Here is a 14,796-nt window from a genome sequence, read left to right as displayed (position 1 = left end):
AAAAGTTCGGCTTATAACAATTGGAGTAACATGAAACCTGCCACGTCAGCGACTTTCGTAAACACCCTGTCATGCAGGTTTCATGAGGCAATTAAAAAACAAATTTAGTATATGAATGAAACCTGCATGAGTTTACCACACAAGAAATACACGTAACTCACGCAAGCTTTATTACTTTTAAAAAACAAATATGCAAATGAAAAAACTAGGATTAACTTTATTAACTGCGCTGATTGGTGGCTTGATAGCTGTTGGCAGTTATAAACTGTTTGAGAACAAACAGGAAAGCAAGATGTCATTTGAGGAACGTCAAGAATTGCATTATGCGAATAATCCGGTTCCCAATGTAGTATCGTCAACGGGAAATCCGGATTTCACCCAAGCCGCGGCTATGGTGGCACCGGCCGTGGTGCACATCACAACGACCTATCCAGGGCGTTCGGGGGGTGGCTATGGCGGCGATCCCATGGATCTGTTTGAGGAATTTTTCGGCATGCCCCGTCAACGGCAACAGCGTTCACAACCGCCCGCGAAGGCAACGGGGTCAGGCGTCATTATTTCGCAGGACGGGTATATTGTGACCAATAACCACGTGGTGGAAGACGCCAATAAAATAGAGGTACAGTTGACCGACAAACGTGTACTGGAGGCCAAGATTATTGGACGCGACCCGAATACCGACCTTGCGTTGATCAAAATCAATGAAAAAGGCCTTCCTTTTGTGAAGTTTGGTGATTCAGACAACGTTCGTATCGGCGAATGGGTATTGGCAGTGGGTTACCCACTCGGGCTGGAATCAACGGTAACAGCGGGCATTGTAAGCGCTACAGGCCGTTCCACAGGAATTATTGCAAACGAACTCCGGCAACGCCAATTTCAGCAAAGAGGCTATCCGCAGTCTGAGGAAGAGGTTCCGGTGAGCACTGCCGTCGAATCCTTTATCCAAACCGATGCGGTGATTAATAAAGGAAACAGTGGCGGGCCCTTGGTCAATACCAATGGTGAGCTGATCGGTATCAATTCCAACATCATGACACCTACCGGTACGTATGCCGGGTATGGTTTTTCTGTACCAGTTAACCTGGTCAAGAAAATTGCGGACGATTTCATTAAGTATGGTACGGTAAAACGTGGTCTAATTGGCATTACCTTTACCGAGCTCAATCCTACCACAGCCAAAAAATTGGAGATTAGTGATATCAATGGCTTGTATGTCCAAGACGTTGTGTCTAAGGGCGCGGCGGAAGAAGCAGGGATTAAAAAGGGCGATATCATCACGAAACTAGACGGACGCGTGATCACTTCATCTTCAGATTTACAGGAACGTATCTACCGTTTGCGGCCAGGTGATAAGGTAAAATTGACTTACAAGCGGGATGGTAAAGAACGGGATGTGACTGTCACCCTGAAGGAAGATACCCGTTCTTCAGAAAGCAAAACGGAGGACGAGGAAACAAAACGCAGTGCTACCGAAATCTACAACAAGCTGGGTGCCGGTTTCGTGCCCGCAACCGATGCCAAGAAAAAAGAACTCGGGGTGTCTTCCGGCGTAGTCGTTACCCAAGTGCACCAGGGAGGATTATTTGATTACTTCAATGTACAACGGGGACTGGTAATCACCCACATCAACGGCAAACCGGTAAACAGCGCTGATGAGGTTGAAGCAGCATTGGCAGACTCCGAGCGGGGTATCGTCCGTATCGTGGGCGTACCTCAACGAGGCAGCCGCGTAGAGCTTAATGTACCCATTGAATACTAGATACAGCTATCAATTAAATAAAAAAATCCCGGCTGGAACCAGCCGGGATTTTTTTATTAATTTAACAATTAACCATTCCTAATCATTAACAATATGCATCAAATGCAGCAACTAGGTTATCTGCAATCATCTGGGCTGGCCGGCCTTCAATTTGATGGCGTTCAATCATATGCACCAATTTGCCGTCCTTAAACAAGGCCATGGCCGGCGATGACGGCGGATACGGCAGCATATAGTTACGCGCCTGGTCAACCGCATCTTTTTCCATCCCTGCAAAAACGGTGACTACTTTATCAGGCCGTTTCTCATTTTTGAGGGAAGCAACTGCTGCTGGACGCGCATTGGCAGCCGCACAACCGCATACGGAATTAACCACAACAAATACCGTCCCCTCTTGCTTAATGGCTGCATCCACCTCCTCAGGTGTTCTTAATTCTTCGAAACCGACATCCGTCAGTTCTTTGCGCATCGGCGCTACCAAGTATTCAGGATACATAGCGTTTAGTCCTTTCTGTTTATGAGTTCAACAATTATTTTGCAAAGATAAGAGGCTACTGAACCTTAAACAAGTACAATCGTTCAATTGAATGTCAGAATTCAGCCCCGTGCTGACTTTTTTTGTGAGTGGCTTATGAAAACCCTATCTTTGCTGAATTATTTTAAAAACAATTGCAATGTCTGTAGATACCACGTACACACCTTATAAAGTAAAGGATATCAGTCTCGCCGAATGGGGCCGTAAAGAAATTGAATTGGCTGAAGCCGAAATGCCGGGCCTGATGGCATTGCGGCAGGAATTCGGTGCTTCCCAACCGCTTAAGGGGGCACGTATTGCCGGTTGTCTGCATATGACGATCCAAACAGCGGTGTTGATCGAAACACTTATCGAATTGGGTGCGGAAGTTACCTGGTCGTCCTGTAATATATTTTCCACACAGGATCATGCCGCCGCAGCCATCGCTGCTGCCGGAATACCTGTGTATGCCTGGAAAGGAATGAACGAATCCGAATTCAATTGGTGCATCGAGCAGACACTTTTCTTTGGCGAAGAACGCAAGCCGCTCAATATGATTCTCGATGACGGGGGTGACCTGACCAATATGGTTTTCGACAAATATCCCGAATTAATCAGCGGGATTAATGGTTTATCGGAAGAAACGACTACAGGCGTACACCGGCTCTATGAGCGCATGAAAAACGGAACGTTACACCTTCCCGCCATCAATGTGAACGACTCGGTAACCAAATCCAAGTTTGATAACAAATACGGCTGCCGTGAATCACTCGTAGACGCCATCCGCCGCGCAACGGATCTTATGTTGGCCGGAAAAGTGGCTGTTGTAGCCGGTTACGGTGATGTGGGAAAAGGCTCCGCAGAATCACTGCGCAGCGCAGGTGTGCGGGTTATCGTCACGGAAATAGACCCCATCTGTGCCCTGCAAGCAGCCATGGAGGGATACGAGGTGAAAAAGTTCGCCAATGCCATTAAAGAAGCAGATATCGTAGTTACCGCTACCGGCAACCGCGACATTGTCCGCGCCGAGCACTTCAAAACCATGAAAGATAAGACCGTTGTTTGTAACATTGGTCACTTCGATAACGAAATCGACGTCGCTTGGCTCAATCAGAACTATGGAGATACGAAAGTAGAAATCAAACCACAGGTAGATAAATATACCATCGAAGGAAAGGATATTATCCTACTGGCAGAAGGCCGGCTGGTTAACCTCGGTTGTGCCACTGGGCATCCCTCATTCGTAATGAGCAACTCGTTCACCAATCAAACGCTGGCTCAAATTGAGTTGTGGACGAATCGTAAAAACTATGAAAATAAGGTATACACACTTCCAAAACACCTCGATGAGAAAGTAGCTCGGTTGCACCTTGCCAAAATCGGCGTGGAGTTGGACGAGCTTGATCCGCATCAAGCAGCGTATATCGGTGTACCGATGGAGGGCCCGTATAAACCCGATCATTACCGTTATTAACAAATAGAAGGCATCAAATTGATGCCTTCGCTCTTTTAGCTTAACATACGATCGGAGCAATTGAAATGATGTTTTTTCAACTGTCCTTATCAATGTTTTACAAGAGTCTATGATTGCCTGCTAGACAAAAAATTAGCAACCGCTATCCGTGCATTCTGAAACCGCTCTTCACCCAAGCCGGAGACGACTTGATATGTCGCGTGGATCGCGCGTAATTCATCGTGCCATACTTGCATGAAATGTTCACGGAGATTCGGAAAATCCCGCAATGGATCATCTACCCAAGGCAAGTCAATATCCATTAACAAGTAGAAATCGTAATAAGCAGACTGGATTTCATCTGTCACGACGGAAGGCGTACCGCCGAAAAGATGATCGCACCAAACCTTTATCGTGAGCAATGTCGTATCGCAGATCAATATATTATTCTGTGCAAGCGGCACTAGACTACGCTCCAAGGCCAATTGCCCATAGAACATATTTAACTCATCCTGCAGGGAATATTCACGGTTAAGGTCACGGCAATACTCCCTCGCATACTCCGGAACATATACCGTTCCATACTGTTTTGCTAACCTTTCGGATAGGATTGATTTACCGGTAGACTCCGGTCCCACCACCGCTATCTTCACCAACTTAGAAACATTCAGTTTAGTCATCCTGCATAAAAAAGAAATGCCATTGGCGTTTAAACCAATGGCAAACTTATCAAAATTTTCAGTGGCTATGCTTAAAAAACGTAGCGAGCGGTTAAGCCACCATTGAATAGGAACCCACCGATTCCACCGTATGACTTCACAAAGTGTGCTGTGGGTCTAATATCAGCAGAAAAAGCAAACGGTGCATTTTTCAACTTGTAATCAACACCGCCTGTAGGGAAAATACCCACAGAAATACCCGACCAGTCGTCGTAGTCAGAGAAGGTATTGGCTATGATAGCACCTCCACCCACAAACCACTTGAATCCTTCAATCGTACCAATGGGAAAATGGTGTTGATACGCTCCTGATAGAGACAGGTTGGTAACCCCATCGCTGAAACCACCATAAGAAACGGTTGGCTTAACGCCTAAATCAAACTCCAAAGCCCCTTGTTCCGACATGAAGGTTTTAAAGGCAACGCCGATTAAATCGTAGTACCCTCCGCCAAAACGGATACCGATTGAATTTTTGTAATCACTCTGCGCAGAAGCGGTAAGCGCAAATGCTGCAAAAAAGGTCAACAATGTCAATTTAATTTTCATGGTCTTAAATTTTTCTGAATTTACGCCCAAAAGTAAGATATTCTGCGATTAGCAGAAAAATAATTTAAACAATTAGGAAAAAATACCTAAAAATAGGTAGCCCGTAGGGGTACACATCAACGGGGTTAACGGCTTTCTCAAAAATTATTAACTATTTATTCCATTAAAAAACATACCTTTGCACTCCGACAAAACAGTCGGAATACCTTCCAACATAACACAGGCATTTCATGCTGTTTTGGCGATCAAGCTTATCGTTGAAATTGTTAACGTTTTTCACCATATAATGCCCAGAAACACTTCCATCAATTCTGTTTTAATCATCGGCTCTGGCCCCATTGTCATCGGACAGGCTTGCGAGTTTGACTATTCCGGATCACAGGCTTCCCTTTCACTGAAAGAGGAAGGTATTGAAGTATCCATCATTAACTCTAACCCGGCAACAATCATGACCGATAAAGTGATTGCTGACCACGTGTACTTATTACCCCTTACCTGTGAAAGCATCGAAAAAATCCTGCAAGAGCAGCACATCGATGCTGTATTACCCACCATGGGGGGGCAAACGGCGCTTAATCTATGCATCGAGGCTTCTGAACGCGGACTTTGGGAAAAATACGGAGTTAAAGTCATCGGCGTCGATGTAGCTGCTATCGAAAAGACAGAAAACCGGGAAGAATTCCGCCGCTTGATGGTGGATATCGGTGTGGGTGTAGCCAGGTCAAAAATTGCCAATTCCTTTCTGGAAGGTAAAGAGGCTGCACAACAAATCGGATTCCCACTGGTCATCCGACCCTCTTATACCTTAGGCGGTACCGGCGGCGGCTTCGTCCATAAAAAGGAAGATTTTGAAGCTGCGTTAAGCCGGGGATTACAGGCCTCCCCCACGCACGAAGTCCTCGTAGAACAAGCCGTATTGGGCTGGAAGGAATTTGAGCTGGAGTTATTGCGTGACAGCAATGACAACGTCATCATCATCTGTACCATTGAAAACTTTGATCCAATGGGCATCCATACGGGCGATTCGATTACCGTAGCGCCGGGCATGACACTGAGCGACCGCTGCTACCAGGAAATGCGTAATCAGGCCATTAAGATGATGCGGGCCATTGGTAACTTCGCCGGCGGCTGCAACGTGCAGTTTTCAGTTAACCCCGAAAACGAAGACATCATTGCCATCGAAATCAATCCGCGTGTATCCCGCTCTTCAGCGCTGGCTTCCAAAGCAACGGGATATCCAATTGCCAAAATTGCCTCTAAGCTGGCTATCGGTTATAACCTTGATGAAATCGAAAACCAGATAACGAAAACTACATCTGCTTATTTCGAACCCACGCTTGATTATGTCATCGTAAAGGTGCCCCGTTGGAACTTTGCCAAGTTCAAAGGTGCGAACCGTGAGCTCGGACTACAGATGAAGTCCGTTGGTGAGGTGATGGCCATCGGCCGTACGTTCATCGAAGCGTTACAGAAAGCCTGCCAAAGCCTTGAAACGGGACGCCATGGCTTAGGGGCCGATGGCAAACAGTTGCGCGACTTAGAGGAAATCATGAACAGCCTTGAACATCCGAGCAGCGACCGCATCTTCCATATCAAAGACGCTTTCGAACTGGGTGTACCACTCGAATCCATCCGTAAGGCCACATATATTGACAAATGGTTCCTCCTGCAAATCCAGGAATTGGTAACCCTGGAAGCCGAACTTCGACGGTATCAGCTTAACAATATTCCGAGAGATTTCTTTCTGACGCTGAAACAAAAAGGATATTCCGATGTACAGATTGCCTGGTTACTGGGCAATGTAACCGAAGACGAGGTATACAACCGACGCAAGGAACTTGGCATCCGGCGGGTATACAAAATGGTGGATACCTGCGCAGCGGAATTCCCGGCACAAACGCCCTACTATTACTCGACCTTTGAGGACGAAAATGAATCTATCGTATCCGACAAGAAGAAAATCATCGTCCTCGGCTCAGGCCCGAACCGCATCGGGCAGGGTATTGAGTTTGATTACTCCTGTGTACATGGGCTGCTCGCGGCCAAAGAAGCCGGATACGAGTCTGTCATGATAAACTGCAATCCCGAAACAGTGTCCACAGATTTCAACATGGCGGATAAATTGTATTTTGAGCCTGTTTATTGGGAACACGTCCGCGAAATCATTGAGCTGGAAAAACCGGAAGGAGTAATCGTCCAATTAGGCGGACAGACCGCACTCAAAATGGCAGAGCAGTTGGAATCAAACGGTATTAAAATCATTGGAACTTCCTTCCAGGACATGGATTTGGCCGAAGATCGGGGCCGCTTCTCCGATCTGCTTAAATCGCTGGATATCCCTTATCCGAAATACGGAGTTGCGGAGAGTGCCGAGGAAGCTTTGAAGGTAGCCAAAGAGGTGGGGTATCCGGTACTCGTACGCCCAAGTTACGTATTGGGTGGTGAGCGCATGAGTATTGTCATCAACGACGAAGAGCTGGAAAGGGCCGTCGTAAAACTATTGCGTAACCTCCCCGGCAACCGTGTACTCATTGACCACTTCCTCGACCGGGCCGAAGAAGCCGAGTCTGATTCGATCTGCGACGGAGAAGACGTGCATATTATCGGTATGATGGAGCATATCGAACCTGCGGGCATCCACTCAGGTGATTCCAGCGCTGTTCTCCCTCCTTTCAGTCTTTCGGAGCATGTACAGGGCAAAATGGAGGAGTATACGATCAAACTGGCCAAAGCGCTCAATGTAAAAGGCCTGCTGAATATACAGTTTGCCATCAAAGATGAAAAAGTGTATGTGATCGAGGCCAATCCGCGGGCGTCCCGCACCGTACCTTTCATTGCCAAAGCTTACGATGTACCCTACATCAATATCGCTACCAAAATAATGTTGGGTGTGAATAAACTAAAGGATTTTAACATCGAACGCAAACTTACCGGTTATGCCATCAAGGAACCGATCTTTTCGTTTGATAAATTCCCTGATGTCGACAAACAACTCGGCCCGGAAATGAAATCGACCGGTGAGGCTATCCGCTTCATCAAAGATTTGGATGACCCCTTTTTCCGGGAGATGTACGCCAAAAAGTCGATGTACCTCAGCAAATAATAGTCACTTTAAAACAAAACAATACCGTATTCGGCATCGTCTCGATGTTGAATACGGTATTGTTTTATTATCCTTTCATTATCGATTCCAGTTACTATCATTAGCTTATAGAAAAGTAGTACGTAAATTATTCATAGGTTATAGGTATTTTCCCCTATAATGTCCCTATGAAATCCCTATAAAGTACCTATTACTACCCAATTGCTTGAAGCAACAATAACCTATTTATTTTTATTTGGTAAGGAAACACCTACCTGCCTATTCCCGAATCACAATTTGAATTTGGTCGGTAGACAACGTTGATAAACGTTCATTTTTTTCGGACCGTCCCAACCCACCCAGTACCGGCACCCCATTTACGTAATGCTGGATGTAATACCTCCCCCTGTAATCCACATGCTGTAAAAACTTGACCATCTCTTGCAGGTCTGCCAAACCAATTAAATCGCTGTGCACCGTTGTCCGCACCTCAAACGATACATCCGAACGGTTGAGCAAGGATAGGCTTTCGACAAACTCCGAAAACAATCCCGATTTGGTAACGGCGTGGAACCGATGTTCCAGTGCCTTGAAATCCAGGGCAACGTAATCAACCAGTTGCCGGGTCATCAACTCTTCCAGTACCCTTGGTCGTGAACCGTTGGTGTCGATTTTCACGTCAAAGCCATATTCCTTAACGGTTTCAAGCAACGGAAAAATCGTGGGATGCAATGTGCATTCACCCCCGCTCAACACCACTCCCTGCAGCAATCCCTGGCGCGACCGGAGGAACGTCAACGCCTCGGCAATGGACAGACGGCCTTTTCCCAGCACGATATCGGGATTATAGCAATACACGCAACGCATGTTACAGCCTGCAAACCAAAGGATGCAGGCTGTTCTGCCCGGGTAGTCCAATAACGTGAAGGGGGTAATGTTATAGATGGGTGTCGGCACTTCGTTCGGTAAAATGCATGCGTTGCCGATGTTCCCCCTTCTTCCCGATATTGAAACTTTCTACCGGGCGATGATATCCCATAACCCGTGTGTAAACCAAGCATTTGCTACGCTTCTCCTGATTTTGCTGCAAAACCAGGTCATGTTGCTGTTGTATATCCATCTTGTATTGAATTTTGGTGAGTGGCTAAAATTAGATCGTCGCATTTCGGACAGTACTCATGCTCGCCATTGAGGTACCCATGCACGGGGCAGATGCTGAATACCGGCGTGACGGTGATATAGGGCAGTTTGAAATGGCTGATCACCGTCCGCACGAAGTTACGGCAGGCCTCTGGCGAGCTGATCCGCTCGCTCATATACAGGTGCAGTACCGTACCACCGGTATATTTGCATTGCAGCGTATCCTGCAACAGCAGGGCTTCAAACGGATCTTCGGTATGGTCTACAGGCAGTTGCGAGCTGTTGGTATAGTAAATATTTTCGCCCTGCCCCGCCTGCAGGATATCCGGAAACCGCTTTTTATCCTCTTTGGCAAATCGATAGGTCGTCCCTTCGGCCGGTGTGGCTTCCAGGTTGTATAGGTTTCCGGTGCTTTCCTGGAATTCCCGCATGCGCATGCGGATGTGCTCGAGGATGTCGATGGCGAAAGCCATCCCGCTTTGTGAAACGATATCATCGCGGTCTCCCGTAAAATTCCGTATCATCTCATTCATGCCGTTGACGCCGATGGTAGAAAAATGGTTGCGGAAATGCGGCAGGTAGCGCTTGGTATAGGGATATAATCCGCGGTCATACAGCTCCTGGATGAATTTCCGCTTTTTTTCCAAGGTAGATTTGGCGAGGTAAAGCCAGTGGTCAAGCCGCTGGTACAACCCCGCCTTGTCGCCCCGGTACAGGTAGCCCAGGCGTGCCATGTTGACGGTGACCACCCCGATGCTGCCGGTCATCTCAGCGCTGCCGAACAGGCCGTTCCCGCGTTTGAGCAATTCCCGCAGGTCGAGCTGCAACCGGCAGCACATGCTCCGCACGGCATTGGGTTTATATGCTTCCGGGTTTTCCACGCGGTTGCCCGATTCGTCCAGCATATACTGGCTCCCTACAAAGTTTTGGAAGTAGGATGAGCCGATCTTGGCAGTATTCTCAAAGAGCAGGGTGGCATTTTCACTTGCCCAGTCGAAGTCCTCCGTGATATTGACCGTAGGAATGGGAAACGTGAAAGGCTGCCCGTTGGCATCACCTTCTGTCATCACCGTATAATACGCTTTGTTGATCAGGTCCATTTCTGATTGGAAATGCCGATAGCACAGGTCTTCCAGCGAGGAGGCACCGCGTTGCCGTGCCTCTTGCAGCAGTTCTTCGTCTTGCAATCCTGCAAAGAGGTGTATGTCCTTTTTGGTCGGTATCTGATCCTTCAGATCGTCCGGCACATTCCAGTCCAACGTAATATTAGTAAACGGCGATTGCCCCCAGCGCGCCGGCACGTTTACGTTGTAAACAAAACTGCGGATGGCTTTTAACACTTCGGTATAGGGCAGCCGGTCCTTGAACACATAGGGAGCCAAATAGGTGTCGAACGAACTGAACGCCTGTGCGCCCGCCCATTCACTCTGCAGGATACCCAGGAAATTGGCCATCTGTCCGAGGGCTTCGCGGAAGTGGGATGGCGGCCGGCTTTCCACCCGCCCACGTACGCCATTGAACCCCTCGTTGAGCAATACGCGCAGGCTCCATCCGGCGCAGTAGCCGGTGAGGCAGTCGAGGTCGTGGATATGGATATCTCCGTTGCGGTGCGCGTATCCCTCTTCCTTGCTGTATACCTTATCCAGCCAATAGTTAGCAATCACCTTACCTGCCGTATTGTTGATCAGCCCGGCACTGGAATAGGAAACGTTCGCGTTGGCGTTGATGCGCCAGTCTGTTTGGCTGATGTATTCTTCGATGGTTTGCGTACTGTCTACGTAAGTGGTGTCTTCGTTGAAGCCATGGATATGCTCACGCTGGAGTTTACGGGTGTGCCGGTACAGCATGAAGGAGCGCATTGCTTCAAAGTGGCGCCGTTCATAAAGTACCTTTTCGATGCAGTCCTGGATTTCCTCCACCGCCCAGGTATCCTTGGTGTCCAACGACGCCATTACGGCGTCGAACGCCGTCTTATCCGGCTGCTGGGATACACTTTCGAATCCTTTCTCGATGGCATCGTTGATCTTATAAGGCATAAAGGGTTCGTAAGCCCCGCTTCGTTTGATGACGTATTTTTCCATATCACACAAAATTACCCCACTTCCCCGGTCGCCTTTATGACTACGCGCACAATCGGGGAGAAAAGATATTCACAACAGGATGGCGTTGTGGATAACCCGTTCGGTATCCGATCAATAATCCTACTGTCAAAATAGATGCGGTTGCCAACCAGATGACACAAATTAGCGTTACTTTCGCGGGCGTAGCAGCGGCAGGCTCTACTTTCGTCGATAGATCATGGAGAAAACGTCAGAGATAACACGGTTTGGGAAAATCATACTGCTTATCGGTATTGTCTTAATAGCTTCCAACCTACGTGCCCCCATTACCAGTGTAGGGCCAGTGGTTCCACAAATCCAGGCGGCGCTGCACCTTTCCAATACGTTGACGGGACTCATCACCACGATACCGCTGCTGGCGTTTGCACTCCTCTCCCCCATTGCACCAAAATTAGCCGAAAAGTGGAGCATAGAAACGATCCTCTGGGCAGCTATCTGGGCTATTGGTTTGGGGCTATTCATCCGAACTTCATCCAACGCGGTGCTGTTATTTTCCGGAACGGCACTCATAGGTTGTGGCATCGCGTTTGGCAACGTACTCGTACCTCCGTTTATCAAACGATGGTTTCCCGGAAAAATCGGTTTGGTCACAGGTATTTACAGCGTCGCGATGAATATCACCGCATCCCTGGCCTCGGGATTCAGCATTGCCATTGGCAACTGGACCGGCAGGGGTTGGAAAGGTTCAATCGGTGTATGGTTGGTTTTTGCGGTCATCTCCATCCTCTTTTGGATTCCACAGCTATTGCGCAACGGGGGGAAAACGCCGCATGGTAATTCCGTAACCCACCCGCAAAAGGATAGGTCCATGCTCAAATCCCGACTTGCCTGGTGTATCACGATTTTTATGGGTCTCCAGTCACTGCTTTTCTATTGTTCCGTAGCGTGGCTGCCGGTCGTGCTGCAAGAATGGGGCATGGCATCTGAAAGATCGGGATGGGTGCTCTCGTTCATTCAGTTCACCCAGCTTCCCATTATGTTCGTGGGCCCCATCCTTATCGGCCGTTTAAAGGATCACACACCCCTGCTTTGGTTTATTGGTGGCACATTGGTTCTGAGCGTTATATTAATCATCGGGTGGAGGACACAGTTCATCATCCCTGCTGTGATTCTTTTTGGCCTGGGCACCGGACTTGCATTCAGTTTGGTCATGATGTGGTTCGTCCTCCGAACGGAAACCACCCGGGATGCTGCCCGGATTTCGGGGATGGCGCAATCCCTTGGATACGCCCTTTCTGCGATGGGACCGCCATTATTCGGCGCGTTGCACGACTTGACTGGAAACTGGGAAATACCTTTCTGTTTATTATTTGCTGCCAGCATCGTGCTGTACATCACCGGCATGAAAGTCGCCAAACCGGGGTTAATCAACGGCTAGTTTCTTAAGTCGACACTGCACGAAGCAAAAACTTCAACACTTAAAATTCCACCGCTACCTGCATCACTACATTCCTGCCCGGCCGGGCGATTTTCATGATATCCAAGTGGCGGTGATAATAGCGATCAAATACATTCTCAACCCGTAGCGCGGTATTCAAGCCCATTTTCCCAATGGCAAAGACTTTCCGGACACCAACGTTGAACACCGTGGAAGAAGGCGTCTCCGTCTCACCGTACCGCTCGAAAGAAACATGCCGTTGCGCCGCTGCGGTTTCCATTTCGGCATGGAAATGATACCCCCTTACGTGTGTGAATACGGTATTGATGGATTGAAAGGGGCTGACCAAGGGCAAGGCATAGCCATCAGCATCCTGGCCCCGGGTGTAGGTATTGACACTGCTGAACCTGACCTGCTCACTGAGCTGCATCCCCACCGCCAGTTCACCGCCGTAAAGCGTCGCCTTGCCGATGTTCTGGTATTGCTTCACGCCGTTGGCCCCAATGGTCATCACGTTGTAATCGGGCAAAATACGCCCGGCAATGTAATCCGAGAAGAAGTAGCCGAAACCCGTTGCCTCCACCCGGAATATTCCCCGCTGGAAGGTGAGTCCAAGGTTGGTATTGACGGCCCGTTCATCTGCCAGTTGCGCATTGCCGATGTAATCAAAACCATCCAACCTGTTGAAAATATAGAACGCATAATATTCCTGCAACGACGCCACACGCATGGTCTTGCCCACATTCACCGAAAGTTGCCAAGCCGGAGAAAATCGATAGTAGGTTTTCAGGTTGGCACTCCACAGGAAATCTTCCCGATCCGGATTGCCGGGTACGACGCCCGATAACTGGGCCTTGCCAGCCTCGCTGTAGATGATCGAACTGTTGTAGCTCAAGGTGCCGTTGACGGCCAAATCCAAGCGATCGGTGATACAGATATGGTCTGACACATCAAGCCCCAGGAAGCTTCGCTGTGCATCCGGTATGGTGTACATATACATGGGCGCACCGCTGTGGGGATACATGGTCATATCAGCCGTTAAGCGGTTGCGGTAGCCGCTGATGCGGGCGTTGAGTACATGTTTTGCGTGCAGGTGGTAGGAAGTCTCGCTATAAAAACCTCCGGTCCAAGACTTACCGGGCATGTCCATATGCATCGGTACCTGCTCAGCGGGCCGCTTGGTGTCGTCCATCGCGTGGTCGATGAAATTATAATACAGTTTGGTCTCCACATGGGCTAATCTTCCCTCGTGGCCGTGGTAGTGGTGGGATAGAGAACCGATCTTGGCGTTCGCGAAAGCGACATCCATACTCAGTGCCGGGTAGCCGATGTCCCTGCCCTCATCTTGGATATAGCTGGCTTCCAGCGAGTGGCGACGATCGAGCTGGTAGCGGCCTGATAGTGCGACATTCCATTTCCGGTACTGCGAAAATAGGACTTCCTCTCCCCCGGCCGCCTGGTAATTAGCCGCCCTGCGAAAAATGCCATTGGCATTGAGCGCAAACCGTTCACCGCTGTATGCCATTGAGGCGAGCGTCTGCACCCCTTGGGCATTGCTCTCGTATCCGGTGCCGACCATTCCGCTTACCCGGCTTAAGGAACGGAGCTGGGGGGTATTTAATTTAAAGTTGATCCCACCGCCGACAGTCCCGCCGTGGTTGCCATAGTCGGGGCCGAGGCTGACCGCAATGCTTTTCAGGTTGTTGGGTTCAATGTAGGAGCTCACGGGATCCATGCGATCCGTACAGGCACCAAAGATATGCATCCCATCGATGGTGACGTTGATCTGGCCGGCATTCAGACTGCGAATGGTAGGCTCCCAGGCATAATTTCCCCGGCGTACAAGCTGCACGCCGGGAATATCTGCCAATAAATTGTCCGTCTGTGCCTGCAGGCCCGCCCGGTGTTCTTGCTGGTCCGCCTCCGAAACACCCTGCTGGCGCAGCACGACAACCTCATGCAGCAAGACGTTCTTCAAGTTGCTATCGGCCGGCATCGGTACATGCTGCGCAGATACAGCGAATGGAAACAGGAAGATTCCCCAAAAAAAGTTTGTCAACCGAATCATGATGTGACAGGTATGGAT

General features: G+C 48.9%; 11 protein-coding genes. 4 read left to right on the top strand and 7 right to left on the bottom strand.

All coding sequences use genetic code 11. From position 1 onward, the window contains the following. Positions 1 to 196: 196 nt before the first annotated feature. Positions 197 to 1,759 carry a Do family serine endopeptidase gene (locus IEX60_RS10125; RefSeq protein ID WP_188750143.1) on the top strand — a complete coding sequence of 521 codons (1,563 nt, stop codon included), beginning with the start codon at positions 197 to 199 and terminating at the stop codon, positions 1,757 to 1,759. 85 nt (positions 1,760 to 1,844) lie between these two features. Here IEX60_RS10125 and IEX60_RS10120 read toward each other — a convergent pair whose 3' ends face one another. Next, on the bottom strand, positions 1,845 to 2,255 hold the full coding sequence (locus IEX60_RS10120; protein WP_188750141.1) for a BrxA/BrxB family bacilliredoxin: 411 nt from the start codon (positions 2,253 to 2,255) through the stop codon (positions 1,845 to 1,847). Positions 2,256 to 2,433: 178 nt separating this feature from the next. On the opposite strand from IEX60_RS10120, the gene ahcY reads away from it, so the two are divergent. After that, positions 2,434 to 3,747, top strand: coding sequence for an adenosylhomocysteinase (gene ahcY / locus IEX60_RS10115; protein WP_188750139.1), 1,314 nt, complete (start codon positions 2,434 to 2,436; stop codon positions 3,745 to 3,747). Between the two features lie 107 nt (positions 3,748 to 3,854). Here the strand turns inward: ahcY and IEX60_RS10110 are convergent, their stop codons facing one another. Both IEX60_RS10110 and IEX60_RS10105 read right to left on the bottom strand, forming a co-directional pair. Further along, positions 3,855 to 4,406 carry an AAA family ATPase gene (locus IEX60_RS10110; protein ID WP_188750136.1) on the bottom strand — a complete coding sequence of 184 codons (552 nt, stop codon included), beginning with the start codon at positions 4,404 to 4,406 and terminating at the stop codon, positions 3,855 to 3,857. Positions 4,407 to 4,477: 71 nt separating this feature from the next. After that, entirely contained in the window at positions 4,478 to 4,990 is a 513-nt protein-coding gene (locus IEX60_RS10105) for a hypothetical protein (protein ID WP_188750134.1), read from the bottom strand. A 286-nt stretch (positions 4,991 to 5,276) separates the two neighbouring features. On the opposite strand from IEX60_RS10105, the gene carB reads away from it, so the two are divergent. Next, positions 5,277 to 8,093, top strand: a complete 2,817-nt coding sequence (gene carB, locus IEX60_RS10100) for a carbamoyl-phosphate synthase large subunit (RefSeq protein WP_188750132.1) — start codon at positions 5,277 to 5,279, stop codon at positions 8,091 to 8,093. Between the two features lie 258 nt (positions 8,094 to 8,351). Here the strand turns inward: carB and IEX60_RS10095 are convergent, their stop codons facing one another. From IEX60_RS10095 to IEX60_RS10085, 3 genes are read right to left on the bottom strand one after another with little or no spacing between them, the layout of a single operon-like run. Then, complete coding sequence (locus IEX60_RS10095; RefSeq protein WP_188750131.1) at positions 8,352 to 9,029, bottom strand: anaerobic ribonucleoside-triphosphate reductase activating protein; 678 nt, start codon at positions 9,027 to 9,029, stop codon at positions 8,352 to 8,354. Continuing rightward, on the bottom strand, positions 9,010 to 9,192 hold the full coding sequence (gene nrdD / locus IEX60_RS24970) for an anaerobic ribonucleoside-triphosphate reductase (RefSeq protein ID WP_188750128.1): 183 nt from the start codon (positions 9,190 to 9,192) through the stop codon (positions 9,010 to 9,012). Before nrdD ends, IEX60_RS10095 begins: the two co-directional genes overlap by 20 nt. After that, the gene (locus IEX60_RS10085; RefSeq protein ID WP_188750126.1) at positions 9,170 to 11,293 is read right to left on the bottom strand and encodes a ribonucleoside triphosphate reductase; all 2,124 of its coding nucleotides are present in this window, start codon (positions 11,291 to 11,293) and stop codon (positions 9,170 to 9,172) included. Before IEX60_RS10085 ends, nrdD begins: the two co-directional genes overlap by 23 nt. Positions 11,294 to 11,510: 217 nt before the next feature. Between IEX60_RS10085 and IEX60_RS10080 the strand changes: the two genes are divergently transcribed. Next, positions 11,511 to 12,710: a CynX/NimT family MFS transporter gene (locus tag IEX60_RS10080; protein WP_188750124.1), complete on the top strand. Its 1,200-nt coding sequence runs from the start codon at positions 11,511 to 11,513 to the stop codon at positions 12,708 to 12,710. Positions 12,711 to 12,750: 40 nt separating this feature from the next. On the opposite strand, the gene IEX60_RS10075 is transcribed toward IEX60_RS10080, so the two are convergent. Next, on the bottom strand, positions 12,751 to 14,778 hold the full coding sequence (locus IEX60_RS10075) for a TonB-dependent receptor plug domain-containing protein (protein ID WP_188750123.1): 2,028 nt from the start codon (positions 14,776 to 14,778) through the stop codon (positions 12,751 to 12,753). Between the last annotated feature and the right edge of the window lie 18 nt (positions 14,779 to 14,796).

This window comes from Parapedobacter defluvii, assembly GCF_014642075.1.
GTDB classification, from domain to species: domain Bacteria; phylum Bacteroidota; class Bacteroidia; order Sphingobacteriales; family Sphingobacteriaceae; genus Parapedobacter; species Parapedobacter defluvii.
Note: the sequence above shows the minus strand (reverse complement) of the source record. Positions and strands in the feature narration are given on the sequence as shown.

Bases quoted from the DNA above. Each gene is read 5' to 3' on its own strand.
- IEX60_RS10110 (WP_188750136.1), bottom strand. From the start codon at position 4,406: ATGACTAAACTGAATGTTTCTAAGTTGGTGAAGATAGCGGTGGTGGGA.
- IEX60_RS10105 (WP_188750134.1), bottom strand. From the start codon at position 4,990: ATGAAAATTAAATTGACATTGTTGACCTTTTTTGCAGCATTTGCGCTT.
- carB (WP_188750132.1), top strand. From the start codon at position 5,277: ATGCCCAGAAACACTTCCATCAATTCTGTTTTAATCATCGGCTCTGGC.
- IEX60_RS10075 (WP_188750123.1), bottom strand. From the start codon at position 14,778: ATGATTCGGTTGACAAACTTTTTTTGGGGAATCTTCCTGTTTCCATTC.
- IEX60_RS10085 (WP_188750126.1), bottom strand. From the start codon at position 11,293: ATGGAAAAATACGTCATCAAACGAAGCGGGGCTTACGAACCCTTTATG.
- IEX60_RS10125 (WP_188750143.1), top strand. From the start codon at position 197: ATGAAAAAACTAGGATTAACTTTATTAACTGCGCTGATTGGTGGCTTG.
- nrdD (WP_188750128.1), bottom strand. From the start codon at position 9,192: ATGGATATACAACAGCAACATGACCTGGTTTTGCAGCAAAATCAGGAG.
- IEX60_RS10120 (WP_188750141.1), bottom strand. From the start codon at position 2,255: ATGTATCCTGAATACTTGGTAGCGCCGATGCGCAAAGAACTGACGGAT.
- ahcY (WP_188750139.1), top strand. From the start codon at position 2,434: ATGTCTGTAGATACCACGTACACACCTTATAAAGTAAAGGATATCAGT.
- IEX60_RS10080 (WP_188750124.1), top strand. From the start codon at position 11,511: ATGGAGAAAACGTCAGAGATAACACGGTTTGGGAAAATCATACTGCTT.